The sequence below is a fragment of the Cupriavidus mimosae genome (genome assembly GCF_023952485.1).
Classification (GTDB): Bacteria; Pseudomonadota; Gammaproteobacteria; order Burkholderiales; family Burkholderiaceae; genus Cupriavidus; species Cupriavidus taiwanensis_C.
In genome coordinates this window covers 496155-521788 of record NZ_JALHRY010000001.1, presented here as the reverse complement: position 1 = coordinate 521788, position 25634 = coordinate 496155, and the positions used below count along the sequence as shown (strand labels likewise).

Below are 25634 nucleotides of genomic sequence, written 5' to 3'. Positions count from 1 at the left end.
GATACCACCTGAGGTTGGGGCGGCCGCGTGGGGTTGGCGGCGCCGCGATGCTTGGATAGAAGGTGCTGTCAACGGCCCACGAACTGCGGCCGGGTCTTGTCGATAAAGGCGCGGTGCCCGATGCGGAAATCCTCGGTATCGAAGCAGGCATAGGACTCGGCATGCTCTTCCGGGCGCAGCGGCGTCGGATCGAGCAGCCGGCGCACGAACTGCTTGTGCCATCGCGCCACCAGCGGCGCGCCGGCGGCGATGCGCCGTGCCGCCGCGTAGGCTTCATCCGGCACGGCCTCGTCCGCCACCACGCGATTGACCAGGCGCTTGTGCAGGGCCTCGTCGGCATCGAACACGCGGCCTTCCAGGACGATCTCCAGCGCGCTCGCCGGACCCGCCAGCGCCACCAGCCCGCCCAGTTCGCCATACGACATCACCAGCCCGAGCCGGTTGACCGGCACGCCAAAGCGGCTCGACTTGCCGCAGATGCGCAGGTCGCACATCGAAGCGATCTCCAGCCCGCCGCCGACGCAGGCGCCCTGGATCAGCGCGACGGTCGGGTGCCGGCATTCGGCGATGGCGCGCATGGTGGCGTTGGTGATCTCGCCATACTGCTGCGCCTGCGCGGCGTTGGCGCGCATGGTGTCGAACTCGGCGATGTCGGCGCCGGCGGCGAAGGCCTTGTCGCCGGCGCCGCGCAGCACCACGCAGCGCAGCGTGTCGTCGGCCGACAGGCGCTGGATGGCGTCGGTCAGGCCCTGCCACATGGACAGGTCCATGGCATTGAGTTTGTCCGGGTTGTTCAGCGTGATGGTGGCGACCTGGGCGTCGCGCTCGATCAGGATCGGTTGTCTCATGGTTGTCGTTGGTGTGTAGGGGGCCCGGCAGCGGGCAGTGGTCCGGAGTCCGGCTGGTCTGCGCCAGTCTAGGGCCCGCGCCGCGCGCCGCAAAACGAGAAAATCTCAGCGCCGCTTCAAGAAAAACTAGGCGTGCGCTGCTGTGAGTTTTTCTTGGGCTGCCTTCAAGTAATTCCACGTTGTGACCCGCGGGCCTTGTTCCTAGACTTCGTCACCAATGGCCCGCCCGCCCCGCGGCATCCGGCACACCCCACACAGCATGGAGACAAGATGGCCCTCATCAACTACATCACCCAGATCCAGATCGACTTCGGCGCGATCGGCCTGCTGGCCCAGGAATGCGAGCGCATCGGCATCACGCGCCCGCTGGTGGTCACCGACGCAGGCGTCAAGGCCGCCGGCATCGTGCAGCGCGTGCTGGAGCAGCTGCGCCCCGGCTGCGAGGCGGTGATCTTCGACGGCACGCCGTCCAACCCGACCGAGGCTGCCATGCGCGAGGCCATGCGCCTCTATGGCGAGTACCGTTGCGACGGCATCATCGCGGTGGGCGGCGGCTCGCCGATCGACCTGGCCAAGGGGGTCGCGGTCTGCGCTACCCACGACGGCCCGCTGCGCCAGTTCGCCGCGATCGAGGGCGGCGTGGCGCGGATCACGGCTGCCACCGCGCCAGTGATCGCCATCCCCACCACCGCCGGCACCGGCAGCGAAGTCGGCCGCGGCGCGGTGCTGATCCTTGACGACGGGCGCAAGGTCGGCGTGCTGTCGCCGTACCTGGTGCCGCGCGTGGCGATCTGCGATCCGGAGCTGACGCTGGGCCTGCCGCCGATGCTGACGGCGGCCACCGGCATGGACGCCATCGCGCATTGCCTGGAAACCTTCATGGCCCCGGCCTTCAACCCGCCCGCCGACGGCATCGCGCTCGATGGCCTGCGCCGCGCCTGGCTGCACATCGAGCGCGCGCACCGCGATCCGCAGGACCGTGCCGCGCGCCTGGCCATGATGAGCGCATCGATGCAGGGCGCGCTCGCGTTCCAGAAAGGGCTGGGCTGCGTGCACAGCCTCAGCCACGCGCTAGGGGGACTGAGGCCGACCCTGCACCACGGCACCCTGAACGCCGTGCTGCTGCCGGCGGTGATCCGCTTCAATGCCGAGGCACCGTCGATGCAGACTGACGACAAGCCGGGGCGCATCGCGCAGGCCATGGGACTCCCCGATGCCAGCGCCGTCGCTCCGGCCATCACGGGCATGAACCGGCGCCTGGGCCTGCCCGCCGGCCTGAGCGAGATGGGCGTCGACCCGGCCCTGTTCCCACGCGTCGTCGACTACGCCCTGGCCGACCACTGCCACAAGACCAACCCGCGTGAAGCCAGCGCCGAGGACTACCTCGCGCTGCTCGAGGCCTCGCTGTAATACCGGCGCATTCCAACAACAACATCAGGAGACAACATATGCGACGTCGCACCTTCCTGTGCGCGGGCGCGGCCACATTGGCCACGCCGCTGGCAGCCTGGTCCCAGGCACTGCCGACCAGTCCGATCCGCATCATCGTCGGCTTCCCGCCCGGCGGCGGCACCGACGTGATGGCACGGGTGATCGCGCAGCAGCTGTCGGCGCTGTGGCGGGTGTCGGTCATCGTCGAGAACCGGCCCGGCGCCGCCGGCGTGGTCGCCGCCGAGTACACCGCGCGCCAGGCGCCGGACGGCACCACCCTGCTGATGACCAACATCAGCAACCATGCCATTGCGCCCAGCCTGTACCCGAAGCTGGGCTACTCGGTGGAGAAGGACTTCACCCCGATCATGCTGGTCGGCGTCACGCCCAATCTGCTGATCTGCCATACCGGCGGGCGCGCGCGCTCGGTGGCCGACGTGGTCGCGCTGTGCCGCAGCCAGCCGGGCAAGATCACCTTCGGCTCTTCCGGCGCCGGCGCGGCGCAGCACCTCGCGCTGGAGATGTTCAAGCTGCGCGCCGGCGTGGATGCGCTGCACGTGCCGTACCGCGGCTCGGCGCCGATGCTGACCGACCTGATCGGCGGCCAGATCGACTTCAGCTTCGAGACCATGACTTCCGCCACGCCGCAGATCCAGGGCGGCAAGGTGGTGGCGATCGCGCAGACGCGCCCGCGTCGCGCGGCCAGCTATCCCAACGTGCCGACGTTGGCGGAATCGGGCTTTCCCGGCTTCGATGCCGGCACCTGGTACGGGCTGGTCGGACCGGCCGGGCTGCCGGCTCCCATGGTCCAGCGCATGAATGCTGACCTGAACAAGGTGCTGGCGCTGCCCGACGTGGCGGGCAAGCTTGCCGGCTTCGGTGCCGAGGACGGGGGCGGCAGCGCGGCGCGCTTTGCGCAGTTCATCGCCACGGAGCGCGCCAAGTGGGCGCGTGTGGTCAAGGACGCCAACGTCAAGGTGTGACATGACACGACGCATCTCGGTCGAAGAAACCCTGCCGCGCGACGCCGAGCGCGCCTTGCTGGTGGGACGTGCGTGGCTGCCCGGCCCGCACGGCGGTCCCGTGACGGTGGTGGTGCGCGGCGCGGAACTGTTCGATATCACGGCCACCGCGCCCACCATTGCCGGCCTGCTCGCGCTGCCTGACTGCGCCGACCATGTGCGGCACGCCGCCGGGCCATCGCTGGGCCCGCTGCAGGACTGGCTCGACGCGACCTGCGCGCAGGGGCCGGACCCGGAACATCGCCACCTGCTGGCGCCGAACGACCTGCAGGTGGTCAAGGCCGCCGGCGTGACCTTTGCCGCCAGCCTGGTCGAGCGCGTGATCGAGGAGCGCGCGCGCGGCGACGCGGCCAGCGCCGCGGCGGTGCGCGAGAGCGTCGGTGCCATCGTCGGGACTGGCTTTGCCTCCATCCGACCCGGTTCGCCCGAGGCCATGCGCATCAAGGAGGTGCTGGTCGCGCAGGGGTTGTGGTCGCAATACCTTGAGGTCGGCATCGGCCCGGACGCGGAGATCTTCACCAAGGCCGCGCCGCTGTCGTCGGTGGGCACCGGCGTGGATGTCGGCCTGCATCCGGCATCGACCTGGAACAACCCCGAGCCCGAGGTGGTGCTGGCGGTATCCCCGCGCGGCGAGATCGTCGGCGCGGCGCTGGGCAACGATGTCAATTTGCGCGACTTCGAGGGGCGCAGCGCACTGTTGCTCGGCAAGGCCAAGGACAACAACGCATCCTGCGGCATCGGCCCGTGGATCCGGCTGTGCGATGCGCATTTCGGCATCGACGAAATCGCGCGAACCGAAATCGGCCTGACCATCGAAGGCGAGGATGGCTTCGTGCTGCATGGCGCCAGCGCGATGACGCAGATCAGCCGTTCGCCGCAGGAACTGGTGGCGCATGCGATGGGCGCGCACCACCAGTACCCCGACGGCATGATGCTGTTCTGCGGCACGCTGTTCGCGCCGGTGCAGGATCGCGACGCGCCGGGCGCCGGCTTTACCCATCACCCCGGTGATCGCGTCAGCATTTCGGCGCCGCGCCTCGGCGGCCTCGTGAACTGGGTCGGCACCAGCGATGCGCTGCCGCCGTGGACCTTCGGCATCGGCGCGCTGATGGAGAGCCTGGCCCGGCGCGGGCTGCTGCATCCGCCGCCCTGACCGCATCCGCCCCGCACGGGGCACCCCAGAGCCCGGCACACATCGACCGGGCCGCATCACAAACCCAGGAGACACCATGAAACACGTTATCCCGCATATCGTGCTGGCAGCGCTATTGTCCGTTGCCGGCGTGGCACAGGCACAGACGCAGGCACCGGTGAAGCTGCGCTTCGCCCATACTGTTCCGGAATCTGACTCGCAGCACCAGGCCGCGCTCGCCTTCAGCAAGAAGGTCAGGGAGCGCACCCAGGGCGGCGTCGAGATCCAGGTCTTCGCCAACAGTCAGCTCGGCAACGACACCACGCTGGTCACGGGCGTGCGCAGCGGCACCATCGACATCGGCGCCACCGGCAATCCCTTTGTCACCGGACTGGCGCCACGGCTGAACGTGCTCGACCTGCCCTACCAGTTCGAGGACGGCCCGTCGGCCTACAAGGTGCTGGACGGCGCCGTCGGGCGCTCGCTGCTGGATGAGCTGGGCGCCCACCGCATCAAGGGCCTGGCGTTCTGGGAGATCGGCTTCCGCAGCCTGGGCAACAACAAGCGCCCGGTCAACAAGGCCGAGGACATCCGCGGCCTGAAGATCCGCACCACGCCCAACCCGTCGCATATCAAGGCGTTCCAGCTGCTGGGCGCGAGCCCGCAGCCGATGCCGTTCGCCGAGGTCTTCGGCGCGCTGGAATCCGGCGCGGTCGACGGCCAGGAGAATCCGCCCACGCTGATGGTCTCGGCCAAGATGTACGAGGTGCAGAAGTACGTGTCGATGACGCGTCATGCCTATACCGCGCTGGTGGTGCTGATGAACAAGGCGAAGTTCGACGCGCTCAGGCCCGAGTACCAGAAGGTGCTGCTGGAAGAGGCGGCCGCCGCCGCCACCTACCAGCGCAAGCTCAATGCCGACAACGAGGCCGCGGCGATCGCCACGCTGCGCGCCAGGGGCGTGCAGGTCAACGAGCATCCCGACAACGCCGGCATCCGCAAGGTGGTGCGCGAGGAGACGCGCCAGCTGTTCGTGCAGAAAAACGGCGACGCCGTGCTGCGCGCCATGGATGCCCAGCGCTAGGAGCACGCGATGCCTGCCATGCCCGCCGCCATCGTCGATGCCCACCACCACCTGTGGCGGCTCGGCTCCGCGCGCTATCCCTGGCTGCAGGAGGGATACGACCCTGCCGCATTCTTCCTCGGCGACTACGCCACGCTGCGCCAGGACTTCGCTCCCGCCGACTACCTGCGCCAGTGGGACGGCTTGCCCCTCATTGCCAGCGTCCACGTGGAAGCCGAGCGGCATGCCGACGAGTCGGTGGCCGAGACTGCGTGGCTGCATCAGGCGCACGCGCGCCATGGCTTTCCCAACGCGGTGGTCGCGCATGCCGACTTCAACAGCGACACGCTGGCGGACCAGCTGCGCGCGCACCAGGCCTTCCCGCTGGTGCGGGGCTTGCGATGCAAGCCGCGCACCAGCCCGACGGCGGATGGCAGCGTGCGCGGCCAGCGCGGCACGCTGCAGGATCCGCGCTGGCTGTCCGGGTTGCAGCGGCTGGCGGAGCACGGCCTGGCGTGGGACCTGCGGGTGCCGTGGTGGCACCTGGAGGAAGCCGCCGAGGCGATCGCCGCGGTGCCGGGGCTTGCGGTGGTGGTTGAACACACCGGCCTGCCGTGGGACCGCACCGAGGCGGGCCTGTCCGGCTGGCGCCGCGGGCTGGCGGCGCTGGCCGGCCTGCCCGGGGTGCACCTGAAACTGTCCGAGTTCGGCTTGCCGGGCGCGGCATGGGATCGCGCCGGCAATGTCGGCGTCATCCGCCAGGCGCTGGAGATCTTCGGCTGGCAGCGCTGCATGTTCGCCAGCAACCTGCCCGTGTCGGGGCTGCGCGCATCGCTGCATGAAATCGTCAATACCGTCGCCGCCGCGCTCGAAGGCCTGCCCGACGCCGCCGCGCAGGCGGTGTGGCACGACAACGCCATGCGCTTTTACCGGATCGGGGCGCCGGCAGCGAGCCTGCGCTGAGTCCCCGTCCTCCAGGAGTCTTCAATCATGAACCGTATAACGCTGCGCCTGATCCAGGGCGCGATGGTCGCCATGATGGCCACCATGATCGTGCTGGTCTTTGGCAACGTGGTCCTGCGCTACGTCTTCAATTCCGGCATTGCCTTCTCCGAAGAAGCCTCGCGCTTCGTCTTCATGTGGCTGACGCTGACCGGCGCCTTGCTGGTCATGCATGACAAGGCCCACCTCGGCATGTCCACCGTGGTATCCCGGCTGGGCGAGACCGGGCAGCGTGCCTGCCGCCTGCTCGCCGACGCGGGCGCGCTGGGCTGCTGCCTGCTGCTGGCCCATGGCGCCTGGCAACTGGTGGCGATCGGCATGGACGACCGCGCTCCCGTCACCGGCGTGCCGCTGGGCGTGGTCTATGCCTGCCTGCTGGTGTGCAGCGTCGGCATGGCAGCGATGCTGCTGCACGGGCTGTGGCGCCTCGCCAGCGGACGCATGGCGCAGCATGAACTGGTGCCGCAGTCCGGCGCCTCCGGCGAATAAGCGCAAGGAGCCTGTCATGACTATCTTTGTCTTTGTCGGCTCGCTGCTGGGCGCGATGTCGCTCGGCATGCCCATCGCCTTTGCGCTGCTCGCATCCGGGGTTGCGCTGATGCTGCACCTGGGCAACTTCGATACGCAGATCCTCGCGCAGAACATGCTCGAGGGCGTCAACAACTATCCGCTGATGGCGGTGCCGTTCTTCATGCTGGCGGGCGAGCTGATGAACGCTGGCGGCCTGTCACGGCGCATCGTGCGCGTTGCGGACGCGGCGGTCGGGCACGTCCGTGGCGGGCTGGGCTACGTGGCGATTATCGCGGCGACGGTGGTGGCCAGCATCTCCGGCTCGGCCGTGGCCGATACCGCCGCGGTCGCCGCGCTGCTGATCCCGATGATGCGCAATGCCGGCTACAACGTGCCGCGCGCGGCGGGACTGATCGCGGCGGGCGGCATCATCGCGCCGGTGATCCCGCCGTCGATCGCCATCGTGGTGTTCGGCGTGGTCGCGCAGGTGTCGATCACCAAGCTGTTCCTCGCCGGCATCGCACCCGGCGCGATGATGGCGCTGACGCTCGCCGTCACCTGGCACTTCTGTGCGCGCAAGGAAAAGCTTGGGCCCACCGCACCCTTCAACGCCCGCCGCCTGGCCAGGGCCGCGCTTGACGGCATCTGGGCCCTGGTGCTGCCGGTGGTGATCATCGGCGGCATGAAGATCGGCGCGTTCACGCCGACCGAGGCGGCGGTGGTGGCCGTGGTCTACGCCATGGTGGTCGGCCGCTTCGTCTACGGCGAACTGAAGCTGCGCGCGCTGCCGGAACTGATCGTCACCGCGGCCAAGACCTCCGCCACGGTGCTGTTCCTGGTGGCCTGCGCGCTGGTGTCGGCATGGCTGATCACCATCGCCAATATCCCGGCGCAGGTGACCGACCTGCTCGAGCCGTTCATCGACAACAAGATCCTGCTGATGTTCGTCATCATGGTCCTGGTGATCGTGGTGGGCACCGCGCTCGACCTGATGCCGACGGTTCTGATCATGACCCCGATCCTGATGCCGGTGATCACCAAGGCCGGCATCGACCCGGTGTACTTCGGCGTGATGTTCGTGCTCAACAACGCCATCGGCCTGCTGACGCCGCCGGTGGGCACGGTGCTCAACGTCGTGGCGGGCACTTCGCGCTGCAGCCTCGATAGCGTGATCGGCGGCGTCTGGCCGTTCCTGCTGAGCCTGACCGCGCTGATGTTCCTGTTCGTGCTGTTCCCGCAGCTGATCCTCGTGCCGGCCGCATGGCTGCATTGAGTCCGCAATCGTTCCGCTTCTTCTCCTTGCAGGACACAAGATGTCATCCATCAACGAGATCGAGGACCTGCGCCGGCTCGCCCGGCGGCGGGTGCCGCGCATGTTCTATGAATACGCCGACTCCGGTTCGTGGACCGAGTCCACCTACCGCGCCAACCAGCGTGAGTTCGGCCGCATCCTGCTGCGCCAGCGCGTGGCCGTGGATATCGGCGAGCGCCGCGTCGCCACGCGCATGCTGGACCAGCACGTGGCCATGCCGGTGGCGCTCGCCCCGACCGGGCTGGCCGGCATGCAGCATGCGGACGGCGAGATCCTGGCCGCCCGCGCCGCGCGCGATTTCGGCGTGCCGTTCACGCTGTCCACGGTCAGCATCTGCTCGATCGAGGACGTGGCCGAGGCCACCGGCGGCCATCCGTTCTGGTTCCAGCTCTATGTGATGCGCGACCGTGCCTTCGTCGAACGCCTGATGGACCGCGCGCGCGCCGCGGGCTGCCCGGCGCTGGTGCTGACGCTGGACCTCCCGGTCAGCGCGCAGCGCCACAAGGACCTGCGCAATGGCCTGTCGGCGCCGCCGCGCCTGACGCCCTGGAACCTGCTCAACATGATGGGCAAGCCGCGCTGGTGCCTGGGCATGCTGGGCACGCGCCGCCGCACCTTCGGCAACATCATCGGCCATGTGCAGGGCGTCGACGACATGACCTCGCTGGCCGACTGGTCGAGCCGCCAGTACGACCCGACGCTGGACTGGGACGACGTGGCGTGGATCCGCCGCCGCTGGCCCGGCAAGCTGGTGCTCAAGGGCATCCAGGATGTCGAGGATGCGCGGCTGGCGTGCCGGTCGGGCGCGGATGCGCTGATCGTGTCCAACCACGGCGGCCGCCAGCTCGACGGCGCGCCGGCATCGATCCGCGCTTTGCCAGCCATCGCGGACGCCGTGGGCGAGCGCATCGAAGTCCATATGGACGGCGGCATCCGCTCGGGGCAGGACGTGCTGAAGGCGGTCGCACTCGGCGCCCGGGGCGTCTATATCGGCCGGTCGATGCTGTACGGCCTTGGCGCCATGGGACAGGCCGGCGTGACGCGGGCGCTGGAGATCATCCGCAAGGAACTCGACCTGACCATGGCCTTCTGCGGCCACACCGACATCCGCGCGGTCGGCACGGACATCCTGCTGCCGCCGCATCCGCCCGCCTCGTAGTTTTCCTGCCGTAGCCACCAACCCAACCGCAAACAAACCAGACCGGAGACAACAGATGACCATCGTTCGCCAAACCCTGCGCGCCCGCCAGGCGCTCGCCAGCCTCGCAGCGGCCACCGCCGTCGGCGCCGTCGCCCTGATGCCCGCGCCAGCCGCGGCGCAGCCGGCGTCTTCCGCCGAATGCAAGGCGGCCCTGGACGCCCGTGCCCAGAACCCCAACTACCCGCGCGACAGCGTGCCGCGCTACATCAAGACCCCTACCGGCTACCTGCTGGTGCTGCGCATGGGCGACAACGTGTTCGAGCAGATCGAAGCCTTTGCCCTCTGCGAGAAGGTGCCCAGCGCGAGCCTGTCGGCGATCGGCTTCGCCAACGTCACCTTCGGCTTCTGGGATGCCGCGAAGAAGCAGTTCAACCCGCGCACCTTCCGCAACGTGGAGATGGCCAGCATCGTCGGCAGCCTGGCGTGGAAGGAAGGCAAGCCGTCGATCCATGCGCATGGCGTGGCCGGCGACAGCAGCTTCGACACCTACGGCGGCCATATCCTGTCGATGGAGGTCGGCACCGGATCACTGGAGGTAACGGTCATCACGCATCCCCAGCTACTTGAACGTGGCACCGATCCGCGTATCGGTGCCAATGTGCTTGGGCTGCGCGATACGCACTGAGTATCCTTTCTCTGGGGTTGGCAGATGCAAATTGCACGTCTGCCAACCAGGGGCTCTGGCTGACGGTGCGCGAGCACGCAGTAGCGGGCAAGCCAACGTCCGGATTGACGTTGACTTGTGCTGCGGTCTACTTGCCAGTGAAGTTCGCTTGCCGCCTCTCAATAAAGTGAGCGACGCCTTCCCTGAAGTCCTCGCTCTGGATACTGTCGAACATTTCGGCGTTGGCCATGCGCGTCGCCTCCGCCAAGGACTGGAAGGGCTGCTCCCACATCTGACGCTTCATCACGTGGATGGAACGGGGCGAGACATTGCGGGCAAGATCGTCGGCATAGTCCAGCGTCAGGTCCAACAGATCGTCCGGTTCGAACACACGGTCGACCAGGCCAATGCGCAACGCCTCGTCGGCCCGCACCTTGCGCGCGGAGTACAGCAGGTCCGCCGCATGACCGGGGCCGACCACGCGCGGCAGCAGCCACGAGATCCCGTGTTCGGCAATGAGGCCGCGGCGGGCGAAGGCCGTGCTGAATGCGGCGCTGCTGCTGGCAAAGCGCATGTCGCTGTAGAGGGCAAACACCAGCCCCAAACCCGCTGCCGCGCCGTTGATGGCTGCGATCACGGGCTTGCGCATGGCCGGAAAGTAGCCATAGCGCGTCTGGTAGTCGGCGCGCCGGTTCATGTCGAACGGCCGCATCCACTGCGCCCCGCGAATATCATCCGGCGGCAGCACCTCGAGTTCGTTGATGTCCATGCCTGCGCAGAAGCCCTTGCCTGCCCCGGTCAGCACCACCACGCGGATACTGTCGTCGCGGTCGACGGCTTCCATGGACTCGCGCAATTGCGCCTCCATGACCTTGGTCAGCGCATTCAACTTGTCGGGGCGGTTCATGGTCACGACGGCGATGTGCTCGCCCTTGCCTGCGCGGGTAAAAGTAATCTGGTCTTCCATGTCGGACTTCCTTTGTGCTTGCTTCGTGTTGCCTGCTCAGGCCTGGCGGGCGGAGGGGGGCAGCTGGATCGATTTCGGCTCCAGGAACTCTTCGAGCCCGTAGATGCCGCCCTCGCGTCCCACGCCGGACATGCCGAAGCCCCCGAACGGCGCCGCCGGGTTGAAACGGGCGCCATTGACGTCGACCTGCCCGGCCCGCAGCGCATTGGCGACGTCAAGTGCCGTCGCGTCAGGCCCCCAGACAGTAGCCGCCAGGCCGTAGGCAGTGCCGTTGGCAAGCGCGATCGCTTCGTCGACGGTGTCGTAGCTCAATACCGCCAGCACTGGGCCGAAGACTTCCTCATTTGCCAGCTGGCTGTCGGGCGCGACGTTGCCGAAGATGGTCGGGGCAACAAAGTACCCCGAAGCGGGCACCGGCGCTTCGGAGCCACCGGCAATCCGGTCGAAGCCGGCACGCTCCGCCTCGGCGATGTGGGCCAGCACGCGTTCACGTTGCTGTGCCGACAATAGCGGGCCGATGCGGGTGCCGGCTTCGGCGGGATCGCCGGGCGTCATGGCGGCAGCGGCATCGGCAAGCAGCTGCCGGCAGTGCGCATAGGTTTCGCGCGCCACGATGAGCCGGGTCGTCGCGCTGCAAGTCTGGCCTGAATTGAGGAAGCACGAACTGACAGTCGCTTTGACCGCTTGCCCGAGATCCGCGCCGGGCAGCACCACAGCGGCGGACTTGCCGCCCAACTCCATCGACAGCCGCTTCATGTCACCGGCCGCCGCTGCCGCCACCTTGCGGCCCACCGCCGTTGAGCCGGTGAACGAGACCATTCGGACCTCCGGATGCGACACGAGCGCTTCACCGACCGCCGCACCGCCGGAAACAATGTTGACGACGCCGTGCGGGACACCGGCGGCTTCGCAGGCGGCCATCAGCCGCACGGTCGCGGACGGGGCCAGCTCGGATGGCTTCAGCACCACCGTGCAGCCCGCCAGCAGCGCCGGGGCCAGTTTGGCCGTGATCTGGTGCAGGGGGTAGTTCCACGGCGTGATCGCTGCGACCACGCCGACAGGCACCATGGTCACGCGAGAGTTGCCGACGTCGCTGACAAACCGGAACGTCTCGGCAAGCGCCGCGGTAGCGCGCCACGCCGCGATCGGCATGTCGACCTGGATGCGTTGTGACAGCTTGAGGGGCATGCCGACTTCGCGCGAAATCTCATTCGCGAGATCCGTCGCGCAGTCCTCCAGCGCCGCCGCGATGCCGAGCAGATACGATGCCCGCGCGGCGGCACCGATATGCTGCCAGCCGGCTAGCGCTTGCGTCGCCGCCAGCACGGCGTCAGCGACATCGCTGGCATCGCCGAGATGGACCTGCGCCAGTGGGGCCTCGGTCGCTGAGTCGTGCACGAGAATCGTTTCATTATGGCGAACTGTGCGCCGCGCGCCGCCAATATAGTGTTCGTTCAGTTGTTTCACTGTGACTCCCTTGTTTTTCGTTGGCTCAGGAACCCGGCCATCACGCGCTGCGGCTCACCATCGGCGTAGCATTCCAGCTGGGCGCGAATGCCGGCGACGCAGGCCTCGTCGAAACCCGCTTGCGTCATGGCGCGGAAACGTTGCTTGGAAAGGCGCACGGCCGTCGGCGGCAACGCGGCCAGGGTCCGGGCTCGCTCCACGGCGTTCGACATCAGCTCCGCTTCGCTGCACAGCGCGGTCACCAGTCCGATGTCGAAGGCGCGCTGCCCGTTGATCAGTTCACCCGACAGCGACATCTGCACGTTATGGGTATGGCCGACGTGCAGTGTCATCAGGTACGACCCGACGATGCTCGCCAGCCCCGCCTTGACCTCAGGCTGGCCCCAACGGCTGTCCGGCGTGGCCAGCCGCCAGTCCGCGCACAAGGCAAGCTGGAAGCCCGCGCCTGCGGCCACGCCGCGCACGGCGGCCACGCAAGGCTTGTCCAGCTCGCGCACGGCCTGGTACATCGCCCGTTGCCGGTTCAGCCAGGGAACGATCTGCTGCCACGTCACCGCGGCCGCTTCGTCAAGATCCTGTCCGGCGCAGAATGCACGCTCGCCAGAGCCAGTCAGTACGATGGCGCGTACCGAGGACTGGGCGTTGAGACGGCCGAGCGCATCGATCAACTGCCCGCGCAACTCGTCATTGACAGCGTTCATCCGCGCCGGCCGGTTCAGCGTGACGATCGCGATGTCGTCATCCTGTTTGACTTGTATGGCTTCCATGTTTTCAGTGTTCCTGCAGTTCCACGACGGCATCGACCGCCACCGCACCTTCACCGGCAGCCATCACCATCAGCGGGTTGATGTCGACCGATTTCAGCGCGGTCCGGTGACGCAGCGCCCAGTTGCCCAGCGCCACGGCGGCTGTCGCCATCGCCTCCAGATCGAGTGCCGGGATGTCGCGATAGCCGTCAAAGAGCGGCGCCAGGCGCAGCCGTGCGCAGGCCGCCTTCACGTCGTCGGCGGTAAAGGGCGCCAGCAGCGTGACGATGTCCTTGCGCAATTCGAGCAACGTACCGCCCTCACCGATCATCACCAGCGGCCCGAACACGGGATCGACCGAGACGCCCAGCGCGAACTCGTGGCGGCCCTTGACCATCGCCGCGACCACCACTTGCGGCGAGGCCACACCAAGCCGCTGCAGTTTTTCGAAGCAATCTTGCGCGGCCCTGGCTGTGCCTGCTGCATCGGTGAGGCGCAGATGAACCAGCCCGTGTTCGCTCTTGTGCGGCACTTCGGCCGCACAGCCCTTGACCACCACGGGCACGCCTCCGAACGCCCCGAATGCGGCCGCCGCCTCCTCGACATTGGCGCACAGGCGATATGGCACCACCGGTAGGCCGGCTTCGGCGAGCAGCGCCAGGCTGCGTGCCTCGTCCTGCAAGCCGCTGCCGGCAAGCGCGGCGGTGGAGGGCCAGCCCGCGTTGACCGCGGCCGCTTCCAGGCGATGGTGGGCGGCATACTGGGCCAGCGCCGCGACGGCATCGGCCTCGGTCACGAACACAGGCACGCCGTGCCTGGCAAACACCTCGCGCACGGTCTGTTGCGGTGCGCTGGTCGCCAGCGGCTTGCCCTGCGCCGTGCTGAAGGCCGCGGCATCGCGGGCCAGCGCCTCGACGTCGTAGCCGGGGCCAGCCACCGGTATGCCGACCATCACCATGTCGGCCTGGGGGTCGGCGCCCAGCGCGTGGAGCACGCGCGGGAACATGTCCCCCTTGCCCAGCAGCGCCGCCGTCATGTCGAGCGGGTTGCTGGCGGTGCCGAATTCCGGAAGGATCGCGCCCAGTTCACCGAGCGTTGCGGGCCGCAGTTCCGCCAGCGGCAGCGCATGCCGCTCTGCCAGGTCGGCCGCCATCACGCCGACGGCGCCGCTATGGCTCATCACGACCGTCCTGCCCTGCCCCGCCGCGTGCCCTTGCAGATACAGCGGCACGGCCCGGACCAGTTCGCCGATATCGCCGGCGCGCCAGATACCATGGCGGGCCAGAAACGCATCGATCGCCGCGTCGTTGCCCACCAGCGCGCCGGTATGCGAGGCCGCCGCCTGCGCCCCGCGCTGGCTGTTGCCGGCCTTGATCGCCACGATGCTGGCGCCGCGTGCCCGCGCCAGTTCAGCCGCCTGGGCAAGTTGCGCCGGGTCCGAGATCGATTCGAGATAGACCAGGATCAGCCGCACGTCTGCGTCGGTGGCCACCGCTGCGGCCAGCGCGCAGGCATCGAGATCGGCGTCGTTGCCGGTGGCGACCAGGTAGCGCACGCCGTAACCGGACTGCCGCAACAATGCGTAGGGCATGACGCTGGCTGCGCCGCTCTGGCTGATGATTGCGATCGGGCCGTCCTGCGGCGCGACTTCCATGAACATCGTGGAAAAGTTCAGTACCGCTCCGCTGGCGAAGTTGGCGGTACCCTGCGCGTTGGGGCCTACCAGCCGCATCCCGCTTGCGTTGGCCACACTAACCAGCTCCTGCTGGCGTTGCCGGCCGGCCGCGCCGGTTTCGGCAAACCCCGACGCCATGATCACCGCAGCCTTGACTCCGGCCTCGGCACATCGCCGCACCTGCTCAAGCGCGGCATCGCCCGACACGGCGATCACCGCAGCATCCGGCGCCTTGCCGATCGCGCCAAGATCGGGATAGGCGCGATATCCCTGGATGGTCGAGCGCGCCGGGTTCACCGGGAAGACTTCACCCTGGTAGCCGAAGGTACGCATGTAGTGGATCGGCCGGCCACCCACCTTGTTGGGATTGTCCGAGGCGCCGATCACGGCGACCGATGCGGGCGCAAATAGCGCGTTGAAAATCTCAGTCAAGGGTCGCTCCCGATGCCTTGACCACCGACGACCACTTGCCTGCGTCGTGCTGGATCAATTTCGAAAAATCGGCGGGGGTGCCGGGCAGCGGTCGCGCGCCGAGTGCGGCAAGCTGGCTCTGGACCTGCTCCTGAGCAAGCATCTTCTGCAGTTCACTGTTCAGGCGGTGGATTACGTCAGGCGTGGTGCCCTTCGGCGCGGACAGGCCGAACCAGATCGTCACGTCAAAGCCTGGCAGGCCTGCCTCGGCAATGGTCGGCACCTTCGGCAACGCTTCCGAGCGGCGGGCGCCCGTGACGCCCAGCGCCTTGACCTTGCCGCTGCTGATGTACTGGACCTGGCTCGATACCGTATCGAACATCATCGAGATGCGGCCGCCGAGCAGATCGGTAAAGGCGGCCCCCGACCCCTTGTATGGCACATGAACGATGTCGATCCCGGCCATCGACTTGAACAGTTCGCCCGATAGATGGTTGGAACTGCCATTGCCGGCCGAGCCGAATGTCAGCATGCCGGGCTTTTGTTTGGCCAGCGCAACCAGCTCCTTCAGGTTGCTGACCGGCAAGCCATTGGGGACCACCAGCACATTGACGGTCGAGGCCACCGATCCCACCGCATCAAACGATTTGAGCGGGTCCACCTTCAGCGACCGGTAGAGCGCAGGATTGATCGCCATCGTGCCAGTGGTGGAGAAAAACAGCGTGTAGCCGTCCGGTGCCGCCTGCGCTACCGTTTCGGTGGCAATGGTGCCGCCCGCGCCGCCGCGGTTGTCGATGACCACGGGCTGACCCAACTGCTGCGATAGGTGCTGGCCAATGAGGCGCGCCATCGCGTCGGTCGGCCCACCGGCTGGAAACGGCACGACCAGGCGAAGCGGCCTGGACGGATAACCCGTTGCGGCGCCGGCCGAGGCGCAAAAGGCAAACGGGGCTGCGGCGAGGATCAAAGTGCACACCGGCGACCGGATTGCGCTGAATACAGCAGAAAACTGCGGCATTGTCGTCTCCATATATCGGTCTTCCTTCTCTCTTACCGGAAGAAGTGGTTGGAGTGTATGGAGTCCCGCGCCAATCCAACAGAGTAGAATCTGCGATATCAGATATCCACTTTCTGGATGGGTCCGTGAATTTGAAGCAACTGGAAACCGTAGTCCTGGTGGCGGAAATGGGTTCCCTCTCCCGCGCAGCGCGGACGCTGGGAATCGCCCAATCTTTGGTGAGCCGCAGCATCGCCCAGATCGAGGCCGAATGGGGAGACCGGCTGTTCGACCGGACCGGTCGTGGCGTGGTGCTGTCGGAATTCGGCAAGCGGATCTTTCCGCAGATCGAATTGCTGCTTGCCCAATCCGAGCGACTCAATGATGAAATACGGAACGCAGCCGGGATCCCGTTCGGACTGGTCTGCATCGGAGTCCTGCCGTCGATGACCCGCCGGCTCGTCCCCGCCTTGTTCGAAGACCTGCGCGCCACGGCACCCGGGGTACGCCTGCGAGTCGTCGAGGGCTTCAGCGGGCAACTCGACGAGCAGTTGGAATCCGGTCAACTGGACCTCGCAGTCATCAACCGGTATGGCCCCGGACCGCGGCAGGATGAGGACATCCTTGCCACCGTTGCCACCTACCTCGTCTGCCCGCCCGGGCATGCGTTGGCCAGCGAGCGGACGGTCGCCTTCCACCGCCTCGGCGGCGTGCCGCTGGTTTTGCCACCGACACCGAATGGCCTTCGCCTTGTCCTTGACCAGCATGCCCGCCAGCAAAACATCGCGCTGGATGTCGCGCTTGAGGTGGAATCGCTGAACACCATGAAGGAAGTCGCGTTGTGCGGCCACGCGATGACCATACTGCCGTTGCTTGCTGTCGACGAGGAAATAAGAAACGGCCGGCTGGCCGCTGTCGAGATCGTTGAACCGGGACTGCCCCGGTCGATTGCGTTGGGCGTTACCCATCACCATCCGATGTCGCGAGCGGCAAAGCTGGTGCTTTCCCGGCTTCGCGCACTGGTGCCGCGCGTTGCCGGCGGCGGTAGGTGAAGGCACGCACCAAACGACTAATTAGCAGCACCTTATGCCGGGCTTGGTACAAGAGGAGAGCCGTCGAGTCCCTGAACCGCGAGTTCAAGATTCAATTTACTGCGCGCCGCCTACAGCGCCGACTCTCAGTAGTCGCGCGCGGGGTGATGACGCCATCGCGCCAGATAAAGCGGGGTCGATCAGCGTCCCGGTTTCGCGGACGGCGCGAAATACAGCTGTTCCAGGTAGCTGACGCCGAACGCCACGATATCCCGGGCATCGAACAGATAGCAGTGCGCACACCCCACCTGGCCTTCGGTGTGCCGGCCTAAGGGAACATAGGCCCTGGCGATGGTTTCTACCCCGTCCGGCTGGCCTTCGATGGCAAAGCAATCCAGAATCCCGTTCGAGTCAAAGTCCTCTACGGTCTTCCACACGGTCTGTCCGTCCGCGCCCTGCAGAGGCATCTCATATGTGACGCGGCGCTTGCCGGGGATCTTGGCAATGGCCTCGGCGTAGTGAAGGACGGTCAGAGCATCGAGGCCAGCGCCCAGCAGCAGCACTTTGCCGCGCTCGTTAACAAAGCGCTCGATTGGAGAGCCTTTGCCAAAGGCTTCACCAAGCCGATGTGGCTCGATCAGGAATCTTGCGCGCGGCCCGAGCGCGACCATGGAGGCGTCAGGATGGCCGCTTCGCAAGGCGCCCGGGGATGAGGCGAGGTAATGGTTGAGCAAGCCGAAGCCGCGATACGTGCCTGCCGTGGCCGGATCGAAAGGCGGCCAGTTGCGCCGCTGCTGTTCATCCATCTTCGCACCCTGCAGCGTCTCTTCGTAGGGAGACCGGTCCCATGAGGCATAACCTAGCAGCGTGCCTTCCGGGCCAACGGCGTCGCGAAGTGCTGCCACAAGGGCAACAGCGCCTCCGTCGATAGGACCGATGGCCTTTAGCGAGGCATGTACCATCACAAGGTCGCCGGCATTGACTCCGAGCGAGCGAAGTTCGCAGGTGATTGTGGTTTGGCTTCGCATTGTCCGCTTTCCATGTGCTGATCGGTGCGACGCCGGGCGAGTATCCGCCAGCACATACTCAGGCGTCTACCACTGCACCTCAGCGCCGATACTGCCGAAAAAACTCCCACATCATCGCGCTCGCATCCGGCCCGATATCGCTGTGGTAACTGTAGCGGTCGTCGCCGCCGCTCCAGGCATGGCCCAGACCCTCCACCTCGACCAGCGTCACCAGGTCGCGCTGCCAGCGGCCGAAGCGGTATTCATGCGAGCGGCCCGGCATGTCGCCTTCCGGCTCGAAGCGAGCGGGGCGGCCGGCGAGGCGGTCTTCCAGGCCGTTGTAGGCCAGGAACTGCCGCGCCAGCAGGCGGCCGTTGACCGGATGCACCGCGTCGTCGGCCAAACCATGGATCACCAATGCGGGTATCTGTGGGCCGCCCGGCGTTACGCCGGCGGCATCGAGCAGCCAGGCGGGCTCGGCCTCGGAGCCTTCCTGCATCGCGCGCAGGCCGGCGCGCGGGTTGCCGGCCGCGCCGATGACCACGCCGGAATGGAGCGCCACGGCGGCCACCTTGTCCGGGTAGCGCAGCGCCACCACCGCGGCCATGGCCGCGCCGGCGGACATGCCCGCCAGGTAGATCTCGCGCTCGCGTACGTCATGGCGCGCCGCCAGCGCGTCGACCAGCGCGGCCACGGCCTGCGCCTCGCGTCCGCCGTCGGCCGCACCGAGGTCGAACCACTGCCAGCAGCGCTGCACCTGGCGGCGCAATGGCTGTTGCGGGTAGGCGACGATAAAGCCTTCGCGTTCGGCCAGTGCATTGAGGCGCGTACCCGCGGCCAGGTCGTCCGGCGTCTGGCGACAGCCGTGCAGCACCACCACCACCGGTAGCGGGCCGCGATGTGCCTTCGACGGGGTGTAGAGGTGATAAGACAGTTGCGGCACCAGTTCGCCTGGCATGGGTGACAGGCGCAGCCGGTGCGCCTGCCAGCTGCCGGGCAGGATGCCGGGATCTGCGACCGGGCGCGCGGGCCGGGCAGGCCGGGGTGCGTCGGCCAGGCGCGCCGGTGTGAGCGGATTGAGCGAATCCATGCGCCGGAGCCAGGATTTCACCTGGGCTTCCGTGCGGGTCTGCGCGCGGCCTAACCGCCGCATGCGGGCATGCCAGTCTGCTGCAAGGCTCTTCGTCATGAGGACTCCTGTGTGACGGAATCTCCCCCTATGCCTTTATTGTTGCGTTGCAGCATACCACAGGCGAGAGTTGTCCACCCGCCATTGGCGGCGATGCGTCGGGGCAAACAGAGCTGTGACGATGCCGGGGGCCGCCGGCGGTCCACGACCGCCGAGGCGCGCAAGTGGAAGATGTCAGCGATCGGCTACCCGCTTCCAGCCTTCGGGCGAGAAACTGCGCATGGCCCGGGCGCGCGATGCCGTGCCGGGCCCCAGGTCCCGTTCATAGAACACACGGTCACTGCCAAGCAGGAAGGTGTGGACGCCGGTATCGCCGTAGCGCGCCGGCCATGCCACCAGACCGTAGCCGCCGTCGCTGCCCGGGGCGGCCGGCAGGATGCGATAGTGATAGCCGTAGAACGCGTCGGCGGCAGGCGTTTCCGGCCCCATCGCCAGTGCATCGGGACCGAGCGGGCTGGCGTCCTGCTCGCGGGCGGCGGGCCAGTAGAGTCCGTCAGTCTTGCCTGGCGTGCTGATCAGCCGCCTCGCGTAGCGGCCCTGGCCCACCTGCTCGGCATAGCGCTGCTGGGCGTCGGCCAGCTGCAGCAAGGTCTCCATGGTGACCAGTTCGTTGCGACCAAGGCGGCGGCGCCGCACTTCCTGCTGGCCAGCGGGCAGGTCGAACTGCCAGCCACCCTTCTGGCGGGCAAGGGGCACCGGGAAGGTCCAGCCGCTCTCTCCCACCGCGATGCGCGCGCGGTTATCGCCTTCGGGCTGCACGGCATGGTGACGCGCCCACGCGCCCAGGAAGTCATAGACGTCGTCCTGGTCGATCGAGCCCTGCGGCACCAGCAACTGGTATTGCTTGCCCAGCACACGCTGCAGTGCGTCGCCATCGCTGCGTGCGATAGCGTCGCCGAGCGCGTCGGCCGCCGCTCGCGGGCTGGCAAAGACCTGCTGCGCCGCGGCGGGGACGGCCAGCGACAGGGCCACGGTCGCAGCCACCAGCGCCAGCACGGGCGCACCGCGAAGAAAGGCGACGGCGGGCATCGGGTTACCGGTCGTGCGCATCATGCATTACCTCCGGCCATGGCCAAAATGTTCACCGCCGCCGAGCCTGGCTCCGCCCCCTGGCCCATCGCCGTGGCGCATGCCGCCCTGGTTGAACCCGGCCGCGCGCACCGGCGCCGCCTGGTGCTGGGACAACCCGGCGCGCTGCGTCTGCTGGCGCACGCGATCGCCGTTGCCGGCATCGCGCAATGCGCTGTCACGATTGGCATTGCGCGCTCGGTCGCGTGCCGCGGCCTGGTCGGCGCGCTGGTGCTCGGCCCCGGCGGGATGCGGAGTGCGCGTGCCGGCACCGCCTGCGCCTGGCCGCACGCCCTCCGGGCGGCCGGCCACGCCGCCGGCATGGCCGGGAATCGCCTGGCCGGTACGGCCTTCGAACGAGCGCGCGGCGCGATCGCGGGCCTGGTCGCGCGCCGACGGTTCGCGCTGCACGGCCCCGGCGCCGCCGACGCGTTGGCCCGGTTGCGCGCCAGCCTGGCGATTGGCCAGGCCGGCCTGGCGCTGCTGGTCATAGCGGCCGCGCACCGCCGCGTTGTGGTAGGGCACGTTGCCGCGCCGGGCCGGGTCGTGCTGCCAGTTCACGTTGGCACGGTTCACGTCCAGGCGCTGGTTGACATTGATGTTGTTGTAGCGGTTCACATTGATGTTGACATCGTGGTCGTGCCAATCGAATCCGCCCCACATCGCGTCGACCGCGGCCACACCCAACCCGAAACCGATGCCCGACACCAGCGCCGTGGCGAACACCGAGCCCGGCGGCGGTGGGTAATACGCCGGCGGATAGGCGGGATACGGCCAGGCGCCATAGACCGTGGTCGGGTTATAGGCAGGCACGTAGACCACCTGCGGATTGGCCGGTTCGATTTGCACGATGGTGGTGCCGCCGGTGCTCTGGGTCACCACCTTCTGCTGCTCGGTGGTCTTGAGCGTGCCCGCTTTTTGCGCCTGCAGGCGCAAGCGCTGCACCGAGTCCATCACGTCATCGGGCTGCGCCAGGAAGGCATCGCCGATCGACTGCACCCACTGCGGCTGGCGTCCCATCATGTCGAGCACCGACGGGAAAGCGGCTAGCGACTGCACGCTGGGGTCCCAGTTCTGGCTCGCCACCGCCTTGGTCGCGGCGTCGCCTGACAGGCTGGGATTGGCCTTGGACCATTGCGCCGCCGCGGCCACATCGGCCGGATAAGTGGCGGCCATCAGCACCTGGGACAGCAGCGCATCGGGATACAGCGCCACCGGCGCGGTCAGCTGGTCCAGTTGTGCCTGGCTCAGCGTGGTTTGCGCCAGCGCGGGCTGCAGTGGCGCCATCAGCATCAGTGCCAGGCACCAGGCGAAAAGCCGTTGAAGACGATGCATGTTGACGCTCCACAAGTTCGCAAGTGACAGCCGGCCGCCGCCAGGGCACCGCTCAGCGGCGCTCCTGCGCGCACTGCTGGCGATACGCTTCTTCCAGGCGCTTGCGATCCGCCTGGCGTTCCAGTGTCGGGTAGGTGCGCCCGTCAGCCGTGGTGACCGAACCTTTGCCGGTGGACCATTGCGGTCCGCCGGGCAGTGCGTTGATCTGGTCGAGCAAGCCCTGGCAGTGCTGCCGCTGCGATGCCGAAAGCGTGCCGCCGGGCCCTTCCACCAACCCCGTGGCCTCATCCAGTATCCGCGGCGGTGGCGGCGCCACCATCGGCGTAGCAGCCGCAGCCGCGCTGGCATTACCAGCCGCCCACAGCGGGGCAGCCACCATGGCGGTGCATGCCAGCAGGCCCGCCTTGATCAGAAACTTCGTCAAACCCATTACTCCAGAGCCGTCCACGGCGAGTCTCAGGCCGTGGGCATGTTGCGGAAACCGTCCGTCGCTAGCGGTCCTTGCCGCTCCCGCCGCGGCGGCCGGTGCGGTTGCGCATCAACTCAAGCTTGAGCAGCGCGTCCGCAAGCATACTCTTCAGCCTGGTATTCTCTTCCTGCAGTTCGCGCAGCTTGCGCCCGTCGCGCGCCTCGCCGTTGCCGGGCTGACCGTAGCGGCTGCGCCATCCGTAGAACGAAGCATCGCTGAAGCCATAGCGCGCGCACAACTCGCGCACCGGCACGCCGCTGGCCGCCTCGGCAAGATAACCGCGGATCTGTTCTTCCGAATACCGTCTGTTCACGATTCTCTCCGCTTCGCAACGGCGGGGCCCAGGCGTCGCACAGCCAGCCCGCGACGCCAACCGTGCCGACTCTCGCGGTAAGTTAGCCCACGGTCGCCGCAAAAGGCAATTCAGTGTCTTCGCAGTGCGAGTTAAGAAAATTATCGCTGCGCACCGGTGGCAGCCATTGGCATGCGTCACCAAATTTCGTTATTCCAATTTGGAAATTGCATGAACTGATTGCATGCAAATGTCACCCAAGCGGGGGATGAAATACCGTCACCCAGAACTGGTATTTGGCGCCAAACCTGCCCGCAAACGGCGACAGCAAGCCATGTCTGGGGCGCGATACAAAGACCAGGAAAAAGATTTGTCAGGTCTGCCATCAATTCAAGTTTCTATGACTTTTTCTAAGCATGTATTAAGATTCCTCGGCATAACTAAATTTCACACGCCTTCGCACGGGGCCTAAGCGGCGCCGGCAGAAGCGCGGTCCGGCAGCGCGCACCATGCAGAAGTCGCCCAGCATGCCGGTACACCCATTCCGGCCCTCGGCATGCGCCGGATTTGACGGATCAAAGAGTCGCTAAGCTGCGGATCCAGACTACGTGGACACTGGCATGTCACGCGTGTAGTGAAACATCCTGCCGGAGCCTTGCGTGCGGGACTTCATGCTGGCCCACTTGGCTCCCGTGGCGTGGCTGACGGCTCGCCCTGGTTTCATGCGCACCATCACTGGCGCATCGCTGTTTGCATCAGACCGACAAGGAAGAAGAAAGCGAAGTCATGTATCGGGAGAAGTCGGAATGCGTCATGTCAGCACTAAGTTGTTGCATGTCTTTGTTCTGGTCATGGAGTACCGTGACCTGAGTGCAGTTGCGGCTTGCACCCAAGGACGCGTGCCCACGGTGGCCTACAGCCTGGCGCGCTTGCGCGAGATCACCGGCGACCCGTTGTTCGTCAAACGCAACGGCATGCTCGAGCCCACCCCGCACGCGCTGCGACTGGAACAGACGGCGCGCCAGATCCTGGCGAAATGGAACCACCTGGTGCGGCCCGGCGAAGCGGGCCTGAGCAAGCGCCGCGAAGACGGCAGGCGCGTCTCCATCGGTTTTTCCTCATCGATCGGCGACCCCGTCATCACCGAGATCCTGACCGCGTTGTGCGAGCAGTTCCCGCAAGACAGCTTTGTCACGCGCCCGGTGATTGCCGACGCCGCCCTTGCCGGCCAGTTGGGTGACGGCGAACTCGATTGCGCCTTCGTCGTCGACAGCGGCCATGATCCCGAACGCGTGCGCCAGCACAACATCATGGCCACGCCGCGCCGATTGGTCAGCGCCACGCGCGGCGGCACGCATGATGAGAGCGAGAGTGCCTGGATCCTGTTGCAAGAAGACAGCGAGGCCGGCAGCCCGCTGCGTACCTTCCTGAGCCGGCAAGCCAGCACGCCCGGTCATCGCGAGACGGTGGTGCCCTCGTGGCATACGCAGATCACGCTGCTGCATTCCGCCGGCGGCATCTGCCCCGTGCTCGATTTCAACGTGCCACTGGTCACGCGTGAGCGCAAGACCCGGCTGCTGGCGCCACCAAGCAGCTTCCCCGAATGGGCCGCGCTGCATTTCTGGGGGCCGGAGCGCAGCCGCGACCAGGGCGTGCTGCGCGATGTCATGGAAGTCGGCAGCGCCGTGCTGCGCGAACCGCTCAAGGCCATCGACGGGCGCCGCAACGGGCGTCCCCCAGTCCCGGCCGAGGCCGCAACGACCTGACGCCAGGCGCGACACCAACCGGCACACGGGCGCTGTCCGCCGCAAGGCGGCAGCGCCCTTTCTTGTCACGGACCGTTGTCACGGATCGGCGACAGCCGCGCCGTTTATCACATTCGCGAGATCGATTTTCGAATTAGCGGCCCGCGCTGCACACGCGCGCGCCGGATGGCGCAAGGATCTTTTCGGGCCATGATTTACGAATCCTCCTAGTTCCGCCGCACTGGCTCGCCGCTATGCTGCCATGGCATTGCCGCAGTCCGGCCGTCTCCCGTCTGGCCCGGACCGGCGGTCATGCGAGCAGTTGTCCGGCGCCTCTATGTCTGGCGTCATTTTTGCGCCGCACGTCGCCCAGGCGTGCGGCGTTTTCTTGACGTTTGCCGAAGGCTGCGCCGCCTGAACAAGAATCGAGGAGCAACCCGATGGCATTGAGGATCCTGCTTGCCGACGATCACCCGCTGGTCTCGGCGGCCGTCGCCGACCGCTTGCACACCCAGACCGGCTGGGAAGTCTGCGGCAGCGTGACCAGCGCGACGGCGCTGCTCAACAGCATCGACAGCCTGCGCCCCGACGTCGTCATCACGGACTACCACATGCCCGCGCAGGGCGAACGCAACAGCGACGGCCTGCGGCTGCTGGCAAGCCTGCGGCGCCGGCATCCATCGATGGCCGTGATCGTGCTGACCATGATCACCAACCCGCTGGTGCTGCGCTCCATCCTCGACACCCAGGTGCACGGACTGGTGCTGAAGGACGCCCCGCTGACCGAACTGGTCACGGTGGTATACCGCATCCAGCGCGGTTTTCATTACATCGGCAAGTCGGCCATGGAAGTGCTGTCGCAGGCCGACCCGGGCAGCCTGGCGGGAGCCGGTCGGGCCGGCGCGGATCGCCTGTCGCGGCGTGAAATGGAAGTACTGCGGCTATACCTGACCGGGCGCTCGGTCAGCGAGATCGCGATCCAGCTGTGCCGCAGCGTCAAGACCATCAGCCGGCAGAAGAATTGCGCCATGCAGAAGCTCGGCGTCACCAACGACCGCGAGCTGTTCGAGTTCGCCGCGCTTAACGGACTGCTGCTGAGCGGCTGAGCGC

Annotated in this window: 24 protein-coding genes; 12 read left to right on the top strand and 12 right to left on the bottom strand. The window is 67.3% G+C overall.

The window, feature by feature from the left end; all coding sequences use genetic code 11:
• Window positions 1–68: 68 nt before the first annotated feature.
• On the bottom strand, window positions 69–848 hold the full coding sequence (locus tag MKD50_RS02285) for an enoyl-CoA hydratase-related protein (protein ID WP_240071021.1): 780 nt from the start codon (window positions 846–848) through the stop codon (window positions 69–71).
• A gap of 270 nt (window positions 849–1118) precedes the next feature.
• Between MKD50_RS02285 and gbd the strand changes: the two genes are divergently transcribed.
• The 9 genes from gbd to MKD50_RS02240 all read left to right on the top strand — a co-directional run bounded on the left by gbd (window position 1119) and on the right by MKD50_RS02240 (window position 10146).
• Window positions 1119–2258, top strand: coding sequence for a 4-hydroxybutyrate dehydrogenase (gbd, locus tag MKD50_RS02280; RefSeq protein WP_252666264.1), 1140 nt, complete (start codon window positions 1119–1121; stop codon window positions 2256–2258).
• Between the two features lie 38 nt (window positions 2259–2296).
• Window positions 2297–3262 (top strand): Bug family tripartite tricarboxylate transporter substrate binding protein, encoded by a 966-nt coding sequence (locus MKD50_RS02275; protein WP_252666263.1) that lies wholly within the window; start codon window positions 2297–2299, stop codon window positions 3260–3262.
• A gap of 1 nt (window position 3263) precedes the next feature.
• Entirely contained in the window at window positions 3264–4454 is a 1191-nt protein-coding gene (locus MKD50_RS02270; protein ID WP_252666262.1) for a fumarylacetoacetate hydrolase family protein, read from the top strand.
• 76 nt (window positions 4455–4530) lie between these two features.
• A complete protein-coding gene (locus MKD50_RS02265; protein ID WP_115701780.1) occupies window positions 4531–5517 on the top strand; it encodes a DctP family TRAP transporter solute-binding subunit in 987 nt (328 codons plus the stop codon).
• 9 nt (window positions 5518–5526) lie between these two features.
• Window positions 5527–6459: an amidohydrolase family protein gene (locus MKD50_RS02260; RefSeq protein WP_252666261.1), complete on the top strand. Its 933-nt coding sequence runs from the start codon at window positions 5527–5529 to the stop codon at window positions 6457–6459.
• A gap of 27 nt (window positions 6460–6486) precedes the next feature.
• Entirely contained in the window at window positions 6487–6987 is a 501-nt protein-coding gene (locus tag MKD50_RS02255) for a TRAP transporter small permease (protein WP_115701784.1), read from the top strand.
• Window positions 6988–7003: 16 nt separating this feature from the next.
• Window positions 7004–8281, top strand: coding sequence for a TRAP transporter large permease (locus MKD50_RS02250; RefSeq protein WP_252666260.1), 1278 nt, complete (start codon window positions 7004–7006; stop codon window positions 8279–8281).
• A gap of 40 nt (window positions 8282–8321) precedes the next feature.
• A complete protein-coding gene (locus MKD50_RS02245) occupies window positions 8322–9479 on the top strand; it encodes an alpha-hydroxy acid oxidase (RefSeq protein ID WP_252666259.1) in 1158 nt (385 codons plus the stop codon).
• Between the two features lie 55 nt (window positions 9480–9534).
• Complete coding sequence (locus MKD50_RS02240; protein ID WP_240071028.1) at window positions 9535–10146, top strand: PPC domain-containing DNA-binding protein; 612 nt, start codon at window positions 9535–9537, stop codon at window positions 10144–10146.
• A gap of 127 nt (window positions 10147–10273) precedes the next feature.
• Here the strand turns inward: MKD50_RS02240 and MKD50_RS02235 are convergent, their stop codons facing one another.
• From MKD50_RS02235 to MKD50_RS02215, 5 genes are read right to left on the bottom strand one after another with little or no spacing between them, the layout of a single operon-like run.
• Entirely contained in the window at window positions 10274–11092 is an 819-nt protein-coding gene (locus tag MKD50_RS02235) for an enoyl-CoA hydratase (protein WP_252666258.1), read from the bottom strand.
• Window positions 11093–11128: 36 nt separating this feature from the next.
• A complete protein-coding gene (locus MKD50_RS02230) occupies window positions 11129–12559 on the bottom strand; it encodes an aldehyde dehydrogenase family protein (protein WP_252666257.1) in 1431 nt (476 codons plus the stop codon).
• Entirely contained in the window at window positions 12556–13326 is a 771-nt protein-coding gene (locus MKD50_RS02225) for an enoyl-CoA hydratase/isomerase family protein (RefSeq protein ID WP_252666256.1), read from the bottom strand. Before MKD50_RS02225 ends, MKD50_RS02230 begins: the two co-directional genes overlap by 4 nt.
• A gap of 4 nt (window positions 13327–13330) precedes the next feature.
• Window positions 13331–15412 carry an acetate--CoA ligase family protein gene (locus MKD50_RS02220; protein WP_252666255.1) on the bottom strand — a complete coding sequence of 694 codons (2082 nt, stop codon included), beginning with the start codon at window positions 15410–15412 and terminating at the stop codon, window positions 13331–13333.
• Window positions 15405–16409: a Bug family tripartite tricarboxylate transporter substrate binding protein gene (locus tag MKD50_RS02215; protein ID WP_252666254.1), complete on the bottom strand. Its 1005-nt coding sequence runs from the start codon at window positions 16407–16409 to the stop codon at window positions 15405–15407. Before MKD50_RS02215 ends, MKD50_RS02220 begins: the two co-directional genes overlap by 8 nt.
• Before the next feature lie 125 nt (window positions 16410–16534).
• Here MKD50_RS02215 and MKD50_RS02210 point away from each other — a divergent pair, with 125 nt between their 5' ends.
• Window positions 16535–17440, top strand: coding sequence for a LysR family transcriptional regulator (locus tag MKD50_RS02210; protein ID WP_252666253.1), 906 nt, complete (start codon window positions 16535–16537; stop codon window positions 17438–17440).
• A gap of 179 nt (window positions 17441–17619) precedes the next feature.
• Here the strand turns inward: MKD50_RS02210 and aac(3) are convergent, their stop codons facing one another.
• The 6 genes from aac(3) to MKD50_RS02180 all read right to left on the bottom strand — a co-directional run bounded on the left by aac(3) (window position 17620) and on the right by MKD50_RS02180 (window position 22800).
• Window positions 17620–18447, bottom strand: coding sequence for an aminoglycoside 3-N-acetyltransferase (gene aac(3) / locus MKD50_RS02205; protein ID WP_252666252.1), 828 nt, complete (start codon window positions 18445–18447; stop codon window positions 17620–17622).
• 79 nt (window positions 18448–18526) lie between these two features.
• Complete coding sequence (locus MKD50_RS02200) at window positions 18527–19615, bottom strand: extracellular catalytic domain type 1 short-chain-length polyhydroxyalkanoate depolymerase (protein WP_252666251.1); 1089 nt, start codon at window positions 19613–19615, stop codon at window positions 18527–18529.
• A 174-nt stretch (window positions 19616–19789) separates the two neighbouring features.
• Window positions 19790–20668: a DUF2950 domain-containing protein gene (locus MKD50_RS02195; protein ID WP_252666250.1), complete on the bottom strand. Its 879-nt coding sequence runs from the start codon at window positions 20666–20668 to the stop codon at window positions 19790–19792.
• A 3-nt stretch (window positions 20669–20671) separates the two neighbouring features.
• The gene (locus MKD50_RS02190; RefSeq protein WP_252666249.1) at window positions 20672–22018 is read right to left on the bottom strand and encodes a DUF3300 domain-containing protein; all 1347 of its coding nucleotides are present in this window, start codon (window positions 22016–22018) and stop codon (window positions 20672–20674) included.
• A gap of 52 nt (window positions 22019–22070) precedes the next feature.
• Entirely contained in the window at window positions 22071–22442 is a 372-nt protein-coding gene (locus MKD50_RS02185) for a hypothetical protein (protein WP_252666248.1), read from the bottom strand.
• A gap of 67 nt (window positions 22443–22509) precedes the next feature.
• Window positions 22510–22800 carry a transposase gene (locus tag MKD50_RS02180; protein ID WP_172582408.1) on the bottom strand — a complete coding sequence of 97 codons (291 nt, stop codon included), beginning with the start codon at window positions 22798–22800 and terminating at the stop codon, window positions 22510–22512.
• 785 nt (window positions 22801–23585) lie between these two features.
• Here MKD50_RS02180 and MKD50_RS02175 point away from each other — a divergent pair.
• Window positions 23586–24545, top strand: coding sequence for a LysR substrate-binding domain-containing protein (locus MKD50_RS02175; RefSeq protein ID WP_115701805.1), 960 nt, complete (start codon window positions 23586–23588; stop codon window positions 24543–24545).
• Between the two features lie 419 nt (window positions 24546–24964).
• Window positions 24965–25630 carry a response regulator gene (locus MKD50_RS02170; RefSeq protein WP_115701807.1) on the top strand — a complete coding sequence of 222 codons (666 nt, stop codon included), beginning with the start codon at window positions 24965–24967 and terminating at the stop codon, window positions 25628–25630.
• Window positions 25631–25634 lie beyond the last annotated feature (4 nt).